General features: G+C 37.4%; 13 protein-coding genes. 4 read left to right on the top strand and 9 right to left on the bottom strand.

The features are described from left to right. Window positions 1-60: 60 nt before the first annotated feature. Complete coding sequence (locus L3Q72_RS05265) at window positions 61-918, bottom strand: hypothetical protein (RefSeq protein ID WP_275131604.1); 858 nt, start codon at window positions 916-918, stop codon at window positions 61-63. Window positions 919-1,230: 312 nt separating this feature from the next. Between L3Q72_RS05265 and L3Q72_RS05270 the strand changes: the two genes are divergently transcribed. After that, on the top strand, window positions 1,231-3,252 hold the full coding sequence (locus L3Q72_RS05270) for a DNA phosphorothioation-associated putative methyltransferase (protein ID WP_275131605.1): 2,022 nt from the start codon (window positions 1,231-1,233) through the stop codon (window positions 3,250-3,252). Here the strand turns inward: L3Q72_RS05270 and L3Q72_RS05275 are convergent. Genes L3Q72_RS05275 through L3Q72_RS05300 form a run of 6 tightly spaced genes read right to left on the bottom strand, consistent with a single transcriptional unit; the run spans window position 3,242 to window position 11,552 of the window. Beyond that, window positions 3,242-4,294 (bottom strand): cysteine desulfurase family protein, encoded by a 1,053-nt coding sequence (locus tag L3Q72_RS05275; protein ID WP_275131606.1) that lies wholly within the window; start codon window positions 4,292-4,294, stop codon window positions 3,242-3,244. The two genes, L3Q72_RS05270 and L3Q72_RS05275, sit on opposite strands and share 11 nt — an antisense overlap. Continuing rightward, window positions 4,287-4,748 carry a hypothetical protein gene (locus L3Q72_RS05280; protein ID WP_275131607.1) on the bottom strand — a complete coding sequence of 154 codons (462 nt, stop codon included), beginning with the start codon at window positions 4,746-4,748 and terminating at the stop codon, window positions 4,287-4,289. Before L3Q72_RS05280 ends, L3Q72_RS05275 begins: the two co-directional genes overlap by 8 nt. After that, window positions 4,741-6,789 (bottom strand): AAA family ATPase, encoded by a 2,049-nt coding sequence (locus tag L3Q72_RS05285; protein ID WP_275131608.1) that lies wholly within the window; start codon window positions 6,787-6,789, stop codon window positions 4,741-4,743. The genes L3Q72_RS05280 and L3Q72_RS05285 overlap by 8 nt, the downstream gene beginning before the upstream one ends. Then, window positions 6,770-7,000 carry a CxC ATPase DNA modification system associated small protein gene (locus L3Q72_RS05290; protein ID WP_275131609.1) on the bottom strand — a complete coding sequence of 77 codons (231 nt, stop codon included), beginning with the start codon at window positions 6,998-7,000 and terminating at the stop codon, window positions 6,770-6,772. Before L3Q72_RS05290 ends, L3Q72_RS05285 begins: the two co-directional genes overlap by 20 nt. Continuing rightward, window positions 7,000-9,201, bottom strand: a complete 2,202-nt coding sequence (locus tag L3Q72_RS05295) for a DEAD/DEAH box helicase family protein (RefSeq protein WP_275131610.1) — start codon at window positions 9,199-9,201, stop codon at window positions 7,000-7,002. The genes L3Q72_RS05290 and L3Q72_RS05295 overlap by 1 nt, the downstream gene beginning before the upstream one ends. Window positions 9,202-9,212: 11 nt before the next feature. After that, complete coding sequence (locus tag L3Q72_RS05300) at window positions 9,213-11,552, bottom strand: DUF262 domain-containing protein (RefSeq protein ID WP_275131611.1); 2,340 nt, start codon at window positions 11,550-11,552, stop codon at window positions 9,213-9,215. A 390-nt stretch (window positions 11,553-11,942) separates the two neighbouring features. Between L3Q72_RS05300 and L3Q72_RS05305 the strand changes: the two genes are divergently transcribed. The 3 genes from L3Q72_RS05305 to L3Q72_RS05315 are packed head-to-tail and all read left to right on the top strand — an operon-like array spanning window position 11,943 to window position 17,190. Then, window positions 11,943-12,911 (top strand): DUF4007 family protein, encoded by a 969-nt coding sequence (locus L3Q72_RS05305; protein WP_275131612.1) that lies wholly within the window; start codon window positions 11,943-11,945, stop codon window positions 12,909-12,911. Continuing rightward, window positions 12,911-16,270, top strand: coding sequence for a hypothetical protein (locus L3Q72_RS05310; RefSeq protein ID WP_275131613.1), 3,360 nt, complete (start codon window positions 12,911-12,913; stop codon window positions 16,268-16,270). The genes L3Q72_RS05305 and L3Q72_RS05310 overlap by 1 nt, the downstream gene beginning before the upstream one ends. Next, complete coding sequence (locus L3Q72_RS05315; RefSeq protein WP_275131614.1) at window positions 16,270-17,190, top strand: phosphoadenosine phosphosulfate reductase family protein; 921 nt, start codon at window positions 16,270-16,272, stop codon at window positions 17,188-17,190. The genes L3Q72_RS05310 and L3Q72_RS05315 overlap by 1 nt, the downstream gene beginning before the upstream one ends. Window positions 17,191-17,289: 99 nt before the next feature. Here the strand turns inward: L3Q72_RS05315 and L3Q72_RS05320 are convergent, their stop codons facing one another. After that, window positions 17,290-19,200, bottom strand: a complete 1,911-nt coding sequence (locus L3Q72_RS05320) for a DNA sulfur modification protein DndB (protein ID WP_275131615.1) — start codon at window positions 19,198-19,200, stop codon at window positions 17,290-17,292. Window positions 19,201-19,203: 3 nt separating this feature from the next. After that, window positions 19,204-19,830: a hypothetical protein gene (locus L3Q72_RS05325; RefSeq protein WP_275131616.1), complete on the bottom strand. Its 627-nt coding sequence runs from the start codon at window positions 19,828-19,830 to the stop codon at window positions 19,204-19,206. Window positions 19,831-19,959: the final 129 nt, after the last annotated feature.

Below are 19,959 nucleotides of genomic sequence, written 5' to 3' on the forward strand. Positions count from 1 at the left end.
AATTTCTCGTATCACAAAATACATCTGATTCAGGTGATTGGATTGGCAGAAACCGTATGGCTACTTGTCAATTTTCCGGTTTGCAAGTTTATACTCAGAGATTTTAATATTTGGGATGTCCTGTTTATTTGTAAGAAGTGCCGCCATGTCTCTTATTACCATTCGTTCGATTGCAAGTCGGTAAGGATATAGCTTATTTGGTAGAACATTATATTTGTAGAAATCCCATTCCCTTATATCTGGATGTCCAGCATCAAATCGATTCTTAAGATTCTCAGCTTCACCAACGTAAAGTAGTTTAGACTTAGAATCGAGAAGCATGTAAACCACATTTATAGCACCAAGTTCAGTTTTGTATTCGGCCCGTGGTTTCCAGTTTTGCTTGTGTATCCTTTGAGCGTCTTTTCCAAGAATTTCTGATTCCATGGCTTTCAGTGGAGCAGACTTAATTAATCTTGAAAATAAGTTTGGAAAAGTTGGTTTCACCGTAAAATGGGAAGTAAAGATAAAGTGTTTTTGTTCAGAGTTAAACTCAATATCGAGAAACTCCCAGAAGGAAATTTCGTCCTCAACCTGTCTGTAGTTTTTTTCTGGATTTATTTCTGCTTCAAGCATCCTCATATATGACATGAGATAAGTGTCATTTAAGGCTTCTGAGAGTGATTTCTCAAATGTGAATCTGAATTTATAGCCACCGGGAGATTTAACTTTTGTAATATGGCCGGAATATTCTTTGCCTTGATAGGATATATCAACAATAGATTGAGGCTCTCTTTTAGATCGCACGCCACCAAACGTATTTGGGATATCCCAAACTTCCCATAACCATTTAGGTATTGGAGTCTCAGAATCTTTTAGTAGTGTTTTGTCGACCTTTTTTCGCCACAGCGGCATGTCGACATCTGATCTCTCGAGCATTCTATTCTTTGTTACGGTACGTGATTCTTATATTAAACAACAACGTTGTTATGGATGCTATTGTTATATATTGAATGTGTGAATAAGTATGGATGTGAGCCCAAATCAGGGTAAGAAAGCTTTGCGATTAAGTAGCTGCTTTCAGTCAAAAGGGTTACAGTGAGAGGCAAATTGCGAGTAATGCAAAGATAGGCAGGAATTCATATACGCTGGGGATATCAGTTTCTCTTGTCTGCACTTATATGACTAGTAGACGTGGTTTTTTTCCTCTAATATCGTTTTATCGTCAAATAGATAGATTCGGGTATGACTATGAACCAAGAGCTTTTTTCTTCTCTTATAAAACAAGTTAACATCGGGAAAAAGTTACCAGACGCTGTTTATTTGCACCGTGATGCTTTAGAAGCTGTGCCTGATAAACTAGCCCAGTTCATTCCCGCTGTAGCCAAGGCAGTTAGTTTGCCCGATGACAAATGGAATCTTGTAAAACTATTCAAGGGTGAGTTTAGGCTTTCGTTGCTATATTATCCAGACTTCTACAACGAGTCCTATCCGGCACTAAAACAAAGCCTTAACGTTGATTTGAACAAATTGACTCACAAGGTTACTTCATACGAATACTCAGACAACCCACCGATTCTTCATCGCAAAGAGACCATGATCCTCAAAGATAGTCCTCATTATAGTAATTTTGTTGCGATTACTCAGGAGGGCGAAGCGGCCGGTTTATATGAGAATTCTCGCCTGATCGGTTTTAAGCGTTCATGGGAAAACGTAATTCGAAAACATGGATACGATCTGGTTGATGGTAGGTTGTTCAGAAGTTCTACTGTTAATGTAACAGTCGAAGAAGTGGGCATAGACAGGCATAGAACTGCAATTGTGCGACATGAATTATCTGCTCCAATGAAGTCTCTTGCAAAGTATGGTTACTTAGAAGGCTCTCATTCAATCTTTGATTTTGGGTGCGGGCGAGGCGATGATTTAAGGGAACTGGAAGCACATGGGTTAGATGTTTTAGGCTGGGACCCAAACTATCAGCCGGATAATGAAAAGGTTGCCTCAGATATTGTTAATCTTGGTTTTGTCTTAAACGTAATTGAAGATCAAGATGAGAGGCTAGAGGCCTTACTCGGTGCATGGGAGTTAAGCCAGAAGCTTCTAGTTGTATCTGTAATGCTGGCTAATGAGAGCTATATTGCCCAGTTTACGCCATTTAAAGATGGTGTAATTACCAGCCGAAACACGTTTCAAAAATACTACGCACAATCAGAAATTAAGGCTTATATAGAACGTACTCTGCAAGAAGATGCAATAGCTGTAGCTCCAGGAATATTTTTTATATTTAAGGATAAAATAGAAGAGCAGCAGTATCTGCAAGGTAAATACAAACGACACCATCAATGGCAGCAACTGACCTCTCCGGAGCCTATTGAGGCGAAAGATAAGGCTAAGCTACTGATCACTCAAAATCAGGAATTGTTTAATGGATTTTGGAACGTTTGCTTAGAGCTTGGGAGAGTTCCTGCTAACGACGAATTTGATGACTCAGAGCAAATGCGAGCACTAGTGGGTTCGCACAAAAAAGTTTTTAGCCTCCTTCAAGAACTATATGATACTCAAGAGTTTGCTAACGCAGAAAAAAGCCGAAAGGAAGATTTATTGCTTTATTTTGCAATGGGTTTATTTGAGAAGCGCAAACCTTATGTTCATCAACCTGAGTCTTTAAAGCGTGATATCAAAGCGTTATTTGGTGATTATAAAAACGTTATTAACCTTGCAACTGAATTGTTATTTGCAATTGCGGACAAGGAGGAGATACATAATCAGTGTGAAAAGGCGCATTCATTATTACCGGCTAGTATCCTCAATGCTGGTCACTCGTTAATCTTCCACAAGGACTATATTGATGAGCTTCCCCTTTTGCTTAGAACCTATGTAGGTGCGGGATTGCAGATGTATGGTGACTTAAGTGATGACATTGACTTAATAAAGATTCATACAACATCAGGAAAGTTAACTCTTACATCTTATGATGATTTTGAGCATTCAATTCCTTTCCTAGTTGAAAGAGTGAAAATAAAGATGGCGGATCAGGATATTGACTTTTTTGACTATATTGATGAGAAAAGGCGACCACCACTGCTTAACAAGCACTTATTTATGGCGGAGGGTCATCAAGACTTCAATAAGCAGCAAAGCTTTGATAAACGAATAGCCAAGCTACTTGATGTCTCAGACAAAAAAGAAGTAATTATTCATCGAAATGAATGGGAAGAAAGCCTTTTAGTGCGCAATAAGCAGGTAAAAGGCTTTAGAATTCTTACTCGCTGATATGATAAGGAGGGAGGCTAATTCGATATGAACGCCTTGCCTCTTCTTCATTTAGACCAATCGCAGATAAGACGTGTGAAGCGACATTACTCATTGCGTTGCAAGCAGAGCCCTGAGAAATTAACCAGCCAGTAGAGGACTGGAAGTTTAAAGCTTCTTCTTCACTACTAAATGTAATATTCCAAATAGAAGGGACTACATTTTCCCCACCATTACGCTGATATGAATATTCAGAAAGTACTTTTTTAAATTCTGAAATGACACTTGGCTCATTCTGTGGAAAGTGCTTTACCGCAGACGCTAAGCCAATAATCAATGGGGTAGGGGAGGTACCACCACGAAGTCCCATTTCTTGGCCTCCTCCATGGATCAGAGGAACAATCCCTGAGTTTTTGCCATCTCTGATATAAAGAGCTCCAATTCCCTTAGGACCAAATATTTTGTGTCCAGACAGAGATAGCATATCGATATCTGAGTCCTCTACATCAATATCTAGCTTACAGAATGATTGAGCTGCATCGGTATGAAATGGAATTTCTGCATCAAAAGCAATAGAGCCATATTCTTGAATAGGTTGTATGGTTCCTAACTCATTATTTACATGATGGATAGAGATCAGAATAGTGTCGTCTCGAAGAGCTTGCTGAACTGACTCTGGAGAGATAACTCCATTGTTGTCCGGTTCTAAATAGGTGACATCAAAACCAATTGATTCTAAAAAGCTGCATGTATTGAGAACACATTTGTGCTCAATACTCGATGTAATGATATGTCCTTTAGTATCTAGATGCTTAAAGGCTATGCCTTTAATTGCAAGGTTGTTTGCCTCGCTTGCACCACTTGTAAAGATGATTTCTGCTGGCATTGCACCAATTTTTTCTGCTATTACTTCTCGAGCTTTCTTTATCTCGTAAGAAGCTTTCTCCCCTAAATTATGAGAAGCAGAAGGGTTTGCAAAATTATTCTGAAACCAGGGTTTCATATCTTCAAGGACTGCATCAGCAATTGGTGTAGAAGCAGCGTAGTCGTAATACTCAGTCATTTTCAGCTTCGATTAAATACTCTAAAGTTTGATTAAATAAGATGTCAGAATTTAAGTGTTGTCCAACATTGTTTAGCACCCACTTATTTATATGCTCTAGCCCTCCATTACAATACCCTTCAAAAATGGAGATCGCTTCTCTAAGGTTTTCATCTTTCAAAACATCTAATGTTGGTTTTTTATATAGTGCCATTAAATAAATATATGCATCATGGTTGGTGCTGGCATACGTCTCTAAGAGAATAGAAATGGTATTAGTCTTACTTTCTAGTGGTTTGAAAAGTTTCATCTGAAATCCAACTAAGGCTGCAAATACCATAAAGTCTTTGATGGTTCCAAACACCATACTTTCATTCGTTCTTGAGTTTTTAGTAGAGCAATAACGATCTACCAAAGACTCATAGTCTGTGCTTCGGCTTACAGAAATTTTGCGCCAGTCGATTTGATTATCCATTTACTGCAACCTCCTCTATGGTTACTTTATCAAATTCACTACCGAACCTGACCACATCATATTGCTTTCCTTGAACTACTAGTGATGTCGGATATTGCCCTTTAAACTCACTTTCAGAAAGAACGGTGTGTTGAACCAAGTTATATTCTTTCCCTATTTTGTCTCGGATTCCTTTATCAGTATGACTTTCAGTCCATTGTGCTTGGGAGAACATAAATATTGACTGGTCAACAGAATCAGCAATGAATCGGACTAACTCTCTGCCATTGTCAGGACCAATAAACGCTAGTATAGAATCCGCAATAAATGGGGCGACGGTTCCGGGAGTTAGTAAGTTTCGGTTATCATTAATCCGATCTTTTGAAAATTGGATTAATGCAATAATGAAGGAAATAGAAAGCATTGCCTGATAGCCATTACCGGCAGCAACCTTTTTGCTGTTTCTGTCAACAATAGCCCAAGTATAGCTCCCTACTTTACTATCTTTTTGTACTGTATAGCCGTTAAATGCAACTTGGCTGAAGAAGTTTTGCATTTTTTTCAGCAAAATAGCATCCACATCTTTTTTAGACTTTTCTATTTCATTGTTATAAAGCTTTAGAATTTCATCGGTAGCGTGAATCAGCTTATTAACTCTTTCAGCTTGCGGTGCATTTGATGAAAGCTTAGATATTCTTCTTTCACACTCATCAATATCTATTTTTGCTCTATTAATTTTTTGTTCTAGAGCTGGTATGTTCTTATGTAATTGGTCGCGCCTGCTTTTAGCATTAGCTTTAGCATTTTCTATGTTTTTGATGTCGGCAATATCAGAATTTTTTATTGTAAGCGTCAATTCATTGATTTGACGAGTTATATTCGCTATTTGATCTTGACAATCATCTAGTTGGCTAAGAAGATCGCCCATTGAAAACTTAGGATTTTCCCAACCTCTAAGCTGAGTCAATAAATCCGTAGCTTTTGCCCATCTTTGTTTAAGCTTAGGATCTACAGCGAATTTTGATAATTCTTTTAGTAGGTTAGCGGCATCGCTGTTTTCAGTTACATCTCTTCCACAAATACATTCTGCGTTGTTAATAATTGCATCAATCAATTTTTTATCAACTGAGTATCGTTGTTTTTGATTTAATTCATCAATATCGATACTAGATAAGTCAATTTGACTCAATGACTTGCTAAATGCAGATTTTACCCACTTAGAAATGTTTTTAGATTTTTTGGATAGACTGTCGTTATATTGTTTATGGAGTAAAGAAAGTATACTTTGCTTCTCACTCCTCAATTTTAATTGATGCTCAATAGAGGCTGTGTTAAGTGTTGCTAGTTTAGCAATCTGTTCTTCAAAAATCTTATCTACTTCAATTAGTTCAAGATTTAGCTTTGACAATTCAGCCTTGTCTTTGTCAAGGCGGGACTCCAAAGTTTCCTTATCAGAGATAGCTTTTGATAGTTCATTGCTTGTGTCAAATTGTTTTAAGTCACGTTGATAACCATTTTTTATACTTCTTAAATGGTTTGTCGTTTTTTCTGCAATCGTCAGGCCAAGTACCTTGCTAATAGCTTCATTAATATGAGAGAAACTGTTCTGACTGTTTAAAGTGCCAGTTCCTTCTCCTTGATAGAAGAAATATTGCGACATTTCTGTTGGTAAGAATGTCGCTATTAGCTCGTTTGCATTAGGCTGTTCGACATAACAACCATTTCTGATTTCATAGAGTTTAAGTACAGAAGCAGTGTTTGAGCGTGACTTAGTCCTTCTAACTTCATATAGTTTATTGTTATATAGAAGCTCAATGAATACGCTAAAAGAGATTTGACCTTCGGCTAATGCATGTTTGTTTAATAAATTGTTAGCCTCCAATAAGTTCTCGGTCGTTTCTTCATACAAACACCAACGAAGTGCATTTAGTAAAGCCGTTTTACCACCATTGTTTTCACCGTGAATTAGTGTAACGCATTTTTCTAAATCTGTAGAAAACTCAATTTCCTGAGTACCATAAAACTGGCGAAAATTTTTAATTTTAATTCTTAGCAGTTTCATTATTTATTTCTTCCATATATGACTCAATAATTTCTCGAATTTTCTGTAAATGTCGGTTTTGAGCAATATCGCCATAGTGGAGATCTTTCTCAAACTGCATAATTTGCAAAGCAGCGGCATGAACAGAAGACTTGTCTGAAAAGCTGTGGTGAGCATCTGCTGTCTCTTTGTCAGCGGCTTCCAACATGGCTTTTATTTTTGCTAAATCCATCACATAATTCCTAGCTCAATAATTCTTTTTTCAACAGCATTAGTGTTTGAAGCTGTAAATTTAAAATCTTCGATTCTTTGAAGTTCAGCATTTTTTAAGTTCTGACTGAATCGGTTTACAACACCTTTTTGGGGTAAAACAACAAAATCGACTATAAGCGCGGATTCTTTTCCTATCGCTTTTCTTAGAACTCTTCCGCGCCTTTGTACGTATTGTCGAGGATTTCGAGTACTTGCTAAAATGAATGCAGACTTACATACAGGAACGTCAATACCCTCATCAAGTACTTTCATAGCGACTAAGGCATCGATATTTTCATCTTTGAAATCAGCCATTATCCTTTTGCGTTCGGAGTTGCTCTCATCTGAAGTGAACTTCGCAACTCGGATACCATATTCGTGTAATCTATTAGTTACATTAAATACATACTTTTTCTCTTCATCTAAAGCCTTTCCTTCTCCTACATAAATCAAAGAGTGTGTTAGTTGTAGGTTTTTGTGATTACTTAAGTATGCAATAAGAGCAGGTAGTTTTCCCTGACAAGTAGCTAAGAGACGTGAACGTAATCCGCATATATTTGTTAGGTTCTGCCTTTCTTCACTGCTAAGTTGGCTGCTGCGACTTTTTAAGATCATTCGTTGAATACGTTCCGAGTATTCTTCGTAGATGTTTTGTTCCTCTTCTGTCAAATAAACGGGAACTAAATCATAAGTGTAGGGAGATAGTACCTCATCGTTGATTGCGTCCGAAAGTGTATATTCACTAATTATTCCTCCAAAATAGGCAATAAGATTCTCTTTAGCGGTGTCTGGAAATGGATTTCCTTCTATCTCATCATCTTCCATTCGAAAAGGGGTTGCAGATAATCCAATGCGATATTTACATTTTGGAATGTTTTCGAAGAGGTTTTGGCCTCCTAGGTGATGGCATTCGTCTCCGATAAGTAACATTTTATCGAGGGGAATCTTTGATATTCTATTTTGGAAATTTTCACTAACCAGCGTTCGGTTAACAACAACAACACAAACAAAATCTAGTCCTCCTGATTTAAAGCGTAAGATTTTTTTATCTAAAGTTTTGATCCATTTATCGGAACTTTCGTAGCAAGGAACAGCAACTATGTTGAATGGTTCCAACTCTTGGAGCCATTGATTTGCTAATTCTATATAAGGAACTGTAACAACGACAAAGGTTTGTTTGTCTAATCTAGCGCGGGATTCATATAGATCTACCATCGCACTAATAGATGTAAACGTTTTACCAGCACCTGTAGCGAGCTTAAATAAACCTTTATAATCAGCATTTATCCAGCTTTGTATTGCACTTTTTTGATGTGGGAAAAGTTTGAAAGGTTTGTTTTTGATTACTAGAGGTTTTGAGGGTACTTTGTTTTCAGGTTCGAAATGAATAACTTTATGGTCGGCCTTTGCAAAACTGTACTTAAAGAAGATGTCTGAACTCTGGGCAGAGTTCGACTCTGCTAGCTCATATGAATCATTTTTGTTAGGGCTTGGGTATATAGATTCCCCTAAAATGTCTCGGTATAGTTTTTCTTTATCCACACTAGTCTGGATTTTTTGATAGGTCCTAGAACTTAGTGATACGACTTTTGTCCGTTTCTTTGTGTTTAGCCAGAGGCTATTAAAGTAATCGATTTCACTTTGACCGTACTCGTCAAAAGAGCTTTTCCAGCTAAAAAATGCACTGATTTCTTCTGAATTGTACTTAGATAAGCCAGCCAGTGTTTCATTTGCAGAACCGCTAAATACAACGGTTTGAGCATCGCCATAGAAGATGCCAATTTTCTTATGGAACATGCCTCTGTGTGTGAACGCAAATTTAATTTCAAGTTGTTTATTTGCAATTAAATATGTAAGAATTTTTAAATTCTTATCGTGAGTTTCTAGCAATAAATCGGTTAATTTTTTTGAACACTCAGCTTCTTTATTTTTTGTACCATTGAGTACGGCTTCATACTCATCATCAGTTAGCGGATCACCGATGATGAGTCTTATTTTTCCCTTAGATTGAACAAATTTTTCTAACCCTGCTGCTGCTGAGGCTAATACTTCAGAAGAAAAATATCCTACAGCTCTATCATATTGTTTAGCATAGCTAAGCAAGGGGACATGAAAGCTATGGAGAATATCATCTTCATCGGAGTCATATTTGGCTTTGAGGACAAGGTCAGAAAACTGCATACTTTTCCTATCTAAGCTAGCCATTTAGATAAGTTTACCCATGCATTTTTTAGAAGAAGCTGTGTTCTTTCTTCTATTGCCTGAGCGTTCCATTCAGATGCGAAAGTAATTTCAGCATATTTTCGTTCAAGCATTAATATTGATGCGTGTCTTTGTGCTTCGTCAGATTTTACACCCTCTGAAGTAAAGATCATATCTATATCCGGGATTGATTCATTTTGTAGTGCTTGCATCATTTTTTGACAAACAGTAAACCAACTCTGATTTTTAGTGTTTACAATGTTGTTCCGGGCGTCGATAAGAATGTTTCCGAGTTTGTTAAAAACTTCGGGCGCATTTAAAGACTCATTCCATCCTTGATGGTCTGCAGTGTCACGATCGTAAACCATTGAAATTCTGTTGCCACTGTAAAGAAGCTCCCACATACTTGTTGTTAGGAAATTATTTCGGTCTGCTGTAGACTGCACAAAATTTTCTCCTTCTAGCTCGAGCTGATGGAAGCCGGCTAATATTAACAACCGAATATTTTTGGATTTTGTGAGCATTTGTTGCTTTGAGCAAATATCTAACCATTGCTCAAACGGTGTATCTTTTGGAGATGCTTTACTTATGATTTTGTTTTCTAGCTCTTGTCTGAAGTACGCTTTGACTTTTTCAATATTGAATTTATTTGAACTTAATGTACCTCCATGGAGTTGATATGGTTCGTATTCAACACCACAGACGTCAAATCCTCTTTCATGAAGTTTCTTGTACACGCTGTCAATACCATCAGCTCCACCACTCATAGCTCTCCACAAGACACTAAAGGCCGTGACGGCCTTTAACGCCTGCAAAAAGCTTGATTCTGGTTTTTCTAATGTTTCGTACAGTTCATCTTGTAAGATAAACTGAACAAGTAAGCTTTGAGTAATATCATGTTTGATATCTGTTAGGTAATGGAGGCAAACCATGGCTTGTTGCTGCTCAGCTTCACTGACTAACCCATTCAAGTTAGGTGTTTTAGCTTGCCAATGATCAAATAGAAAATCAGCAGTTTTTTTCAGATGATTTAAATATTCATCCTTATCTATAGCGAGACAGCTTTCGTAACTTTTTAGCATTGAATCACGCTGATCTCTTAAGCTGGAAGTTTTTACTTTTCCCTGGTAGGCACGAACAAAGGCTAAAATTAGCGCTTTAGTTTTGTCATTTTTTTCTTTTGCTTTAGTTATGGCTTCAAACCTATCAGTAATGGCACTGAGGGTTTCCATTGCTTTGTCTGCGTTCTCTTCGCCGTTCTTACGCTTGTTGCCAATATGTTCAATTACTTTTGGGACAAAGGTCTCGATTGCTGTAAGTGGTTCACCTGTCGTATTTAGTGCTTCAAACATGTCAAACGCGTACGACTCATTGTTTACCTCTACATAAGTTAAGCAAACACGATGAAGAAGGAATTTTGAAAATGCAGAAATGAAGATAATTTCTTGTATATCTTTGTTTGAGTCCGCAACTTTTTTGAGTTCGTCATCAATCGGAAAATCTAAGCATTCATCAAGAGTATCTTTATTGGTTAAGTGAGATACCGTCAATACTTCATTTTCTTCTCCGTCGTTAGATTTTGATTCAAACCCTGTTTGCACAAAATTAAGTTGTTTACGAATTTCCTTTATGTTGTCAACAACTCGCTTAGAGGATATGGCAATATTATTCAAATCTAATGGTTTGAAGGTGGTTGACTCTCGAGACTCAACTATGTGTCGTTGATAACTAAGTAATACTTCTGCTAATGGACTATCGTATTGTGCTTTCTTGTCGTCCTTACCCCAGCAGTCAACTTGAGAACGGATTATTTTAGGATAGAACTTGAATAAAGAGTGCTCGGCTTGTGTCTCGATAACAAAGTTAGATGTATCTTGAATTAGTTGCGATACAATTTCTCTCAAATCTTCTAGAGCGTCGGTTGCATCTTCATCTTTTTCTTTGTCTATTACTTTTTTAAGTTTAGGTAGCTTGATATTCAATCTTTCGTTTAGACATAAGATGATTAAAAGCAAGGTTGATAAGCGCTGCTGACCATCAATGATTAGTTTTATATGTGTAGGAGTATGGCGCTTTGCGACAGGGTAGATTGTTGTTGCTGCACTATCATCAACACTTAATATTGAACCTAGGAATATGATCGCATCAGGCGATTCTAACAGATTTCTAAATACGTTTTCACAATCTGAGAAAAGGTCTCTGATGTGCTTTTCTTCCCATGAGTATGGTCTTTGGTAGGCTGGCATATAGAATCCAGTCTGTTTTCGTTCACAAAGAACATCGAAAACGGATTGGGGTTCAGCTTTGAAAATATCTAACGACTTCTGCATTGAGGGTGTTCCTAGTTACTGATGTTGGCAAAACACTGTTTTTGGCATAGCTTTGCAATTATGTTCTATTCATGCTAGAGAACTTCTCCACTAGCTTAGGATGTATGGTAGTTTACGTCTGGCATTGAGAAAAGAGTTTTGATCTGTAAGTAAAACAAGTATATTACGGGCCTATGTGAACAATATGTAACATGATGTATTATTAACCAATTGTTTTTGAAAGGTTTTTCATTAAAGCATTCTATTCTGATGCAGAGTAAAAGCAATGCGCTAAATCACAACTTTACTCAGACTTTTGCATTTTTTCTTAGTATACCTCCTAGAACTTCTCACAAGAATCCGTAAAATGACGGTTTGGATAAAATCTCCAAACAGCTATAGGTAATCACATTGTCAATTGAGTCTAGCACCCTGAAGTTCTCAGGGCATCAAACGTTTCCTCTCCGATATGGGTGGATTTATAAAATAATACAAGAAGTTAAAGCGGGTCGATCTATCTCAAGTAAGGAGATGATAGATAAGCAAATGGTTTATATGGGTGTAGGTAAAAATATGGTTTTATCTATACGTCATTGGATCAAAACCCTTGGTTTGGTGACTTCTAGTAAAGAACAGGCTCAGGACTTCGAATTAACACCGTTGGCTGAGAAGCTATTTGTGGGGACGAAGGAAGAACCTGCGTACGATGAGTTTATGGATAAGGTGGGTACAGTGTGGTTAATACATTGGCTTTCTCAATCAATATCACCTTCAAAGTTCGAATTAAATACTCCTCGCTGGTTTTTCAACTTTTACAACGGAGTCCGGTGTGACAAGCAGCAGATCGCTGCAGATATAAATGCAGCACTTGAGCAAGGTGGTAGAGAGGTTACAGAAGCTACCTTGAAGAAAGATATCGACTGCTTTTTACAAACGTATTCCGTTAAATCAAGCAGCAAAGGCTCTAAGGTAAATGAGGATAGCTTTACTTCACCTTTCACTGAGCTTGGTTTATTAGAGCAGGTTGATGCAAAAAGCTATGTTGCTGAATTATCTACTAGAAAAAGCTTACCTGTAGAAGTTTTTGCTTATGCTCTTATCGATTTTATTAAGAAAAAACATAATGTTAAGGTTGATTCGCAAGAGCGGACTTTTTCATTTGATTCACTTCTTAAAGATGTTGGCTCCCCAGGTAAAGTTTTTCGCCTGACTGAGCAAGGATTAAGCGAAAAGCTAGATGAACTGCAAAAGCTATCTGAAGGGATGCTGGCCTGGACCGATACGCAGGGCTTAAGGCAGCTACGTCATGAATTTGAAGATATCAGCACTGTTTCTCCTGAAATGTATTTAGAAAGCTATTATAAAAAAAGAGATAAATAATGACTCTTGCACAGCACTATGCCATCGCTATTCGGCACCAGCGTTCAACACGTATAGATAGCGATCTTAATCCCGAGTTTTTCCCTGGACTTGTTTATCATGGTACGGCACAAACTGCTTTAGAAACGTTAATACGTCAATTTGGGCAAACTAACCAAAGCGCTTATACACTTACCGGACCGTATGGCTCAGGTAAGTCAACAATTGCTCTTCTTTTGACGGGGCTTCTTAGCTATGACTCTGGAATTAGAAATGCAGCATTAGATACAATCAATCAAAGTACAAAATCTTTGATTGATGAAAGCGTTACCTATAGCCAGGGGTGGTTACAGATCCGCTCAGTAGGTGGTGTACACGCACCAGTAGATACCTTTTGGCAAGCAACATTAGAAGCCTTGCTGGAACACCCAAATACCTTACAAGTGGCCAAAAAATACAAACGCTTTAATGCAGTTAATGAATCTGAGCTCATTGAATTGTGGGAAGGGTTATTTACAGAGATCAAAGATAAAGTTGATGGCGTATTACTTCTTGCGGATGAAATGGGTAAAACCCTAGAGTTCATCAACAAGAATAAGGGAGAGCTACACTTATTCCAAGATCTTGCGGAGGTTCTTGGGCGCATTGATACCGATGTTATCTTCCTAGGCCTGTTGCACCAGTCATTCAGTGAATATGCCAAAGAGCGTGGTACTAAGCTGCAAGAAGAGTGGGGCAAAATTCAGGGACGTTATTCAGATATCTCTTATAACGTATCAACAGATGAAACCGTAGCACTGTTAGCTAGATCGATTGTTCCTGAAAATGATAGCTTTGCAGATCAAACCCCCTATGTGTCGATGACACTTGATGCTATAAACGACAGTGAAGAGCGTAAGCAGTCGCTAGAGACTCGCCTAAAGCAATGTGCTCCTTTGCATCCGTTAACAGCATTGATTCTTGGCCCGTTATCTAAGCGTCGCTTTAGTCAAAACGAGCGTAGCACTTTCAGTTTCCTAACTTCTAGAGAAGAACATAGCTTTCAGATGTTCTTGCAGAATACAGTAAACAAGCAGGAGAGGTATTCGCTTGCAAATCTTTGGGATTACCTAGAGATAAACCTTGAGCATACTATTTTAGGGTCACCAGATGGACATGCATGGGCGGAAGCTGCTGATGCAGTAAACCGTGCAGATGTTTCAGAAGAAACTCGAAATGTTCTGAAGTCGATAGCGATTATTAACCTATTTGGTAAAGCTGCAAATCTTTATGCGACAGAGAAGGTCTTACAAGCTGCTGTTGGTATTCAAGAAGCAAATGAGCTAGATGAGCACCTTAAGTTATTACGCGCGGCTTCTTGCATAGTCTATCGAAAACACCAGTCATCATGGGTTATTTTTGAAGGGTCTGATATTGATATCCAAAGTGAGTTAGACAAACAACTCTCACAACTCAGTGATAGCACAGATTCTTTGCAGCAGATTAAATATTCTCAACAAACCATTGCCATAGGCCATTATCACACTGTGGGCACAATGCGTTGGGTTGAGCATGTGGTTTGTTCTGATATTTATCACTTAGATATCGATCGAGTAATTAAGGGCAGAAATGGTGAGTTTGCTAACTTCGTTTTACTTATAAAGGAAGCGGAAGAAAGTCAATTATTGGAGATATCTGAGAACAACAAAACCATTGCAATATCGGTTGCTCAGAATGCAGCGGACATAGAGTACTACGCTAAAGAACTTTATGCTCTTGAACTATTGGAGAAAAACAGAGAGTTTGGTTCGTCGTTACAGCACGATAAAGTAGCCAAAAAAGAATTCGATAGCAGAAGGTATCAAGCGCACAAGCTGCTTAATAACTGTGTACAAGATGCATTTACGCGAGCGGAATGGTTTATCAGAGGAGAGAAAATTACTTCAGATAGTATTAGCTCATTAGCAAGCGTTTTAGCAGAAGATGTATATTACCATACACCTCCACTGCTCAATGAGTTAGTGAACAAAAATAAGTTATCGGGTACTGCTGTTTCAGCCCGTAAAAAGCTGTTTGAAGCAATGATTGACTTTGAGGATGAAGAAGACCTTGATATTGAGGGCTTTCCTCCTGAGAAGTCAATGTATGTTAGCTGTTTGAAAAATACCAAGCTGCATGATTGCATTGACGGTGAATGGTGTTTTTCAACTAAAAATATTGGCCCAGAATTGCGTCGATTATTTGACCGTCTAACTAATTATCTAAAAGATAAAAAAGGTCAGATTACACCACTTTCTGAGTTGGTTGATATTTGTACTGATGCTCCTTTCGGACTTACTTTGGGTGTTACACCAATCTATCTATTGGCGTACTTGAAGACACTAGGCACTAAGATTGCCTACTATGAAATTGATAGTGCAGGTGATTTTGCATTCTTAATGGAGCCTGACTCTGACTATGTTCAGACGCTACAGAAGAACCCTAAAGAACTGGCGGTAAAATACATATCTTTGCAGGATGAAGAAAAGCAGTGGATTACCCAGCTTAGTGTTTATGCCGCGACTCTAACCGGTCAAGTCGTTACAGATAGTTTATTGTCTGTTGCAAGGCCTCTCGTAACAAGCATGCTGGTTCTTCCTAAATGGATAAAAAATGCCAACCATTTGTCGGATGACAAAGAGCTAAACAAACGAATTTTGAATGTTAGGGACAGGTTTTTGCAAGCCAAAGACCCACATGCTCTTCTTACTTCAGATCTTGTTGTTGCACTAGACAGTGACAAAGAATTTTCTCTTACAGAGCGGGTTGACAGGCTTGATGAGTGCTTTACCGTATTAAAGCAAGCTCACGATAAAATGCTCACTCAGTTTAGTGACACACTCAAGGCTATCTTCCCAGTATCGGATGAAGAGCTATTTGCTATGTGCGAGCTAGTCGAAGCTAAAAGTGGCGATATGAAGCTGAAAGCGTTCGCTAAAAAGCTAGCCCTTAGACAGAGTAAAGGTCTTAGCTGGGTAGAAGATATTGTTAGCCTTGCCGTAGGCAAAAGTGAGCAAAACTGGAATCAGAATGACCTTATTGGCGCTGAAAAAGCGATAAACGAATATGCCAGAGACTTCTTGAGTATTGCTAAAGCCGGTTCAGTAAATACTTCAGCATCATTTGAAACTCAAAACATCAAAACAGTATCTTTAGTACTAGAAGAAGATAGTATGTTAAAAACCTACAAGACTGAGATACTAGAATCGAAATCTGATGATGTTACTCGCAAAAAAGATAGTGTTATGAACACGCTTAGTGGGCTAACAGAGTTTGAAAAGGTCGATATCTTATATCAGCTATTACGAGATACGTTGAAAGAGCAAAGTAAAGACGCTCAACATGATTTTGAGGTTAACTGATGAGCGAAAAGAAAGTAAAACATGTGCTGGGACTGTCTGGAGGGAAAGACAGTGCCGCTCTTGCGATTTATATGGCAAGAGAATACCCAGATATTGATATTGAGTATTTCTTTACAGATACAGGGTATGAGCTGCCGGAAGTTTATGATTTTATCGATAAGCTTGAGGCTGTGCTATGTAAAAAGATTCTTAGACTAAACCACTCCGAACGCATGGTTAATGGGGATGTGAAAGTCTTTGACAAGATACTGAAAGAGCACAATAATTTCCTTCCTTCAGGCCGTCAACGTTGGTGTACCATCAAGATGAAGCTTGAACCATTTGAAAAATGGATCAAAGCGTATCGTGATGAAGGTTACGAAGTGGTGTCGTATGTTGGTATTCGAGCTGATGAGCCATGGCGTGATGGTTATAAACCAAATGAGGCGCAAAAATACCTAAAAATTAAAATGCCATTTGCTGATGATGGTATTAAGAAAGACGGCGTGCTTTCAATACTAGATAGCAGTGGACTTGGTCTTCCCAAATATTACAAATGGCGTTCACGCTCTGGCTGCACGTTCTGTTTCTTCCAGAGAAAGATTGAATGGGTAAGGCTAATGGAGCGTTATCCAGAGCTTTTCGAAGAGGCTAAGGCATTCGAAAAACAGGCTGAGAGTAGTGCAAACGGTGAAACTTTCTATTGGATGGGGCCTAATGAGCCACTAACAACGTTAGAGGATCCGGATCGAATTGCTCAGATTAAAGAAAACCATGAAAAGGCGATCAAGCGATTTGAAAAGCGAAAGGCTAAAGAGCGCAAACGCCGTTTAGGTATGCATGCTTTGATTGACGAAAATATGCTTATTGAAACTCGTAATATGGATGATATATATGGCGAAGATATTGATGAAGGGCCGTGTATTACGTGCTATAAATAATGATATAATAATACATATGAATCGAGAGTGTAAATAAATTTGAAAAAGGCTCATTTTGGAAATGAGCCTTTAAATTTTTTCAGTTCATATAATTCATAATTATAATACTGAAAGAAGATGTTGTTGTTTTGATAGAACTATTTTAGATGAAGTTCTTACGTAAAAATCATCATCTTCATCAGGTTGTATTTTCTTTAAGTGGCTCTTATGTCTATTGTTGATATCTTTAACTGATGTAAATGAATCTAGGTGATTATCTTTAGATGTGTTAATTAGATCCAAAATTATTTTAGATAATATATCGACAGCTTTTTTACTATAGTCTATTTCACCATTAGCCTTTCTTATAATTCCAGACCAAAAATATGCAGATAAAGATTTATAGCTTTTCTGTCTTGCTGTCTGGGAGTTTTTATATTCCAAAGAAAATACGCGCTCATCTCCAACACTAGACTCATTGAATTGTTCATACATATTATTGAAGTCATCTACGAATTTTTTTGTTTCTTGTAAAAGGTTCTCACTATTTTTGTCTTCTACGATAGAAAGGTATTCGTTAAACAGTGCTTTAAATATCGACTTTTGACCCATTACAGAAAAGCAAATATTGTCTGATGTCAATTCAGTAATGTCTTTCTTGAACGACTTAACAGACTTCATCATTATAGTAGATGAATCTTTGCTATATTCTTTTCTTTTTCCTTTAAAAGATCTTAAATATGTTCTCAAGCTGCTACCTTCGTCTAATGCATTATGTTGATTACATATAGAGTAAAACTCTCGGAATGGATGCAAATTTTCAAAAACATACCTGAACACACTTCTATATTTATTAGAGAATTCTTTCTTTGCTATCTTTGATGCAGCAGGTGACCAAGTATATAAAAAGGTGCTTTCTTCATCATCTTCATCATCACATATTGAAGCCTTAGCAATATCCATTCTACCTTTAAATGTTTCGTTTTCGCCAAGAGCTTTCTTGATTTCTTCATCTGGCGTAACCCAAGAATCTAATCTTGACAACCATTGCTGTATATTTCTCTGATTCTGTCGATCATCAATACTGGATGCGCGTCGATCGTCGAAAATGCATGTCTGAATTATTTGTCTTATTGTAAGAACTCCAGAGAGTGTCATATCCATAGCGTGCTTTCCGCCTTCACAATCCCAATCCACTATCTCTGGTTGAATTGCTGGGGGTAGTGACTTATCCGCATCATCTACGAGTGATTGAGTGAAACATGCAAGTACGTCTTTGTCATCCATAAGAACTAGTCTTGTTTCATTTACTTCAACCGGGGTATGGTTAATAGTTACAAATAGGTCTCTGGCAACGTCAGTTGGTTTACTGTTTTTTCTTTCACAAATAGAAGGTAAGTCAATAAGAGTTACGGTTATTCTTGATTCTAGAATTTCTTTATTTATTGCAGCAGCTTCTTTTAGTGCTTTAAATCTATGTTGGCCATCAATAACAACTGATGTAAGTCTATTGTTATCCCATACTATATCCCCGGACATAGGATCGAATGGTATTTCAAAAATACCTCCGGCAACTTCTATCGAGTTTTCATAATCTTCAAATTTTTCGGGGTTCATGTGTTTGATTGCGCCGTCAACAAAGTTGGTCGAAGTGGCTGTAGGGTCTATTTGTTCAAAGGAGTCTAACGGCAGGTAATCGCTTCCAGTTGGAATCATCACGGAAATTAGTGGCGGGAAATATTTAGTAACACCAGAGTTCAAAAGGTAGTCGTTTGCAATTTGTTTAGCTCTATTATGATCTAATTCTCGCTGTATTAAAGTGCTTATAGGCCAAACTTCAACATTATTCATTTCTTCGAATATTTTAAAATTTTCTAAAAGGTCATTTACCTTTATATCAAGAAAATAGACACCGACACTTTCAGTTTCTAAACCAAATGAGGCTTTAGTGTAAGATATCGATGATGACAAACTAAAACTCTTACTTTTAGATTTTATTTCTACTTTTTTCTTTCTTTTTTTTTCTATCATTGTTTATCCCTGCCTATCTGTAAACACTGGATTTGTGACTCGTTGTATAATTATTTCCATTAGGTCAGACATATCCTTATCGGGGTAGCTTAGTTCATCTTTGATAAAGCTAATATATATGTCTCCGTAATTGATATTTGCCTGGTCGATTTTTTCTAATAACTTTGATGATTTCCTATTTACGTGTTGACTAATTCTATCTGATAAATTTGATGCTTTCCCAATGTATAAAGGCGGCAACATAGAAACCATCATTTCAAAAACATTTGATATAGATGATATAGCGTCTTCATCATCAAGTAAGGCCTCTAGTTTGTTTATTTTGTTCGGAGTTAAATTTAAAGATTTAAATGGTGAGTTATAGTCAGATCCTAGAGCATATCTTTTATATATCATAGTGTCGTTATATTTTACAATTTCTTTTTCAAGTACAGGGTATTCTTTGGTGATTTTTGTTAAATACTCAATTAAGTCTTCTCTGCTATAGCTTTTAGGTTGAGGCCAATATCTCCAAATATAAACACCAGAGTAATCTGGAAGTTTGTCAAGTGTAACAGTCAAATTTCGTAGTGATTTTCCTCTCATGGAACGAATATTTTCGAATGATAGTGAATTATATTTTTTTATCATATATGAGTCTTAGCTTATATCAGTCTGTTGAGTGTTGCATTTTTCAGTGAGGTAATCAATATCTAGCATGTTTTTACTTAGATTATTTGATGATAAAGTTCGAATTGCGATGCATATTTGGATTCGAAA

The organism is Vibrio sp. JC009, from assembly GCF_029016485.1.
Classification (GTDB): Bacteria; Pseudomonadota; Gammaproteobacteria; order Enterobacterales; family Vibrionaceae; genus Vibrio.

Coding starts and splice junctions, on each gene's coding strand:
- L3Q72_RS05265 (WP_275131604.1), bottom strand. CDS start 918: ATGCTCGAGAGATCAGATGTCGACATGCCGCTGTGGCGAAAAAAGGTC.
- L3Q72_RS05270 (WP_275131605.1), top strand. CDS start 1,231: ATGAACCAAGAGCTTTTTTCTTCTCTTATAAAACAAGTTAACATCGGG.
- L3Q72_RS05275 (WP_275131606.1), bottom strand. CDS start 4,294: ATGACTGAGTATTACGACTACGCTGCTTCTACACCAATTGCTGATGCA.
- L3Q72_RS05280 (WP_275131607.1), bottom strand. CDS start 4,748: ATGGATAATCAAATCGACTGGCGCAAAATTTCTGTAAGCCGAAGCACA.
- L3Q72_RS05285 (WP_275131608.1), bottom strand. CDS start 6,789: ATGAAACTGCTAAGAATTAAAATTAAAAATTTTCGCCAGTTTTATGGT.
- L3Q72_RS05290 (WP_275131609.1), bottom strand. CDS start 7,000: ATGGATTTAGCAAAAATAAAAGCCATGTTGGAAGCCGCTGACAAAGAG.
- L3Q72_RS05295 (WP_275131610.1), bottom strand. CDS start 9,201: ATGCAGTTTTCTGACCTTGTCCTCAAAGCCAAATATGACTCCGATGAA.
- L3Q72_RS05300 (WP_275131611.1), bottom strand. CDS start 11,552: ATGCAGAAGTCGTTAGATATTTTCAAAGCTGAACCCCAATCCGTTTTC.
- L3Q72_RS05310 (WP_275131613.1), top strand. CDS start 12,911: ATGACTCTTGCACAGCACTATGCCATCGCTATTCGGCACCAGCGTTCA.
- L3Q72_RS05315 (WP_275131614.1), top strand. CDS start 16,270: ATGAGCGAAAAGAAAGTAAAACATGTGCTGGGACTGTCTGGAGGGAAA.
- L3Q72_RS05320 (WP_275131615.1), bottom strand. CDS start 19,200: ATGATAGAAAAAAAAAGAAAGAAAAAAGTAGAAATAAAATCTAAAAGT.
- L3Q72_RS05325 (WP_275131616.1), bottom strand. CDS start 19,830: ATGATAAAAAAATATAATTCACTATCATTCGAAAATATTCGTTCCATG.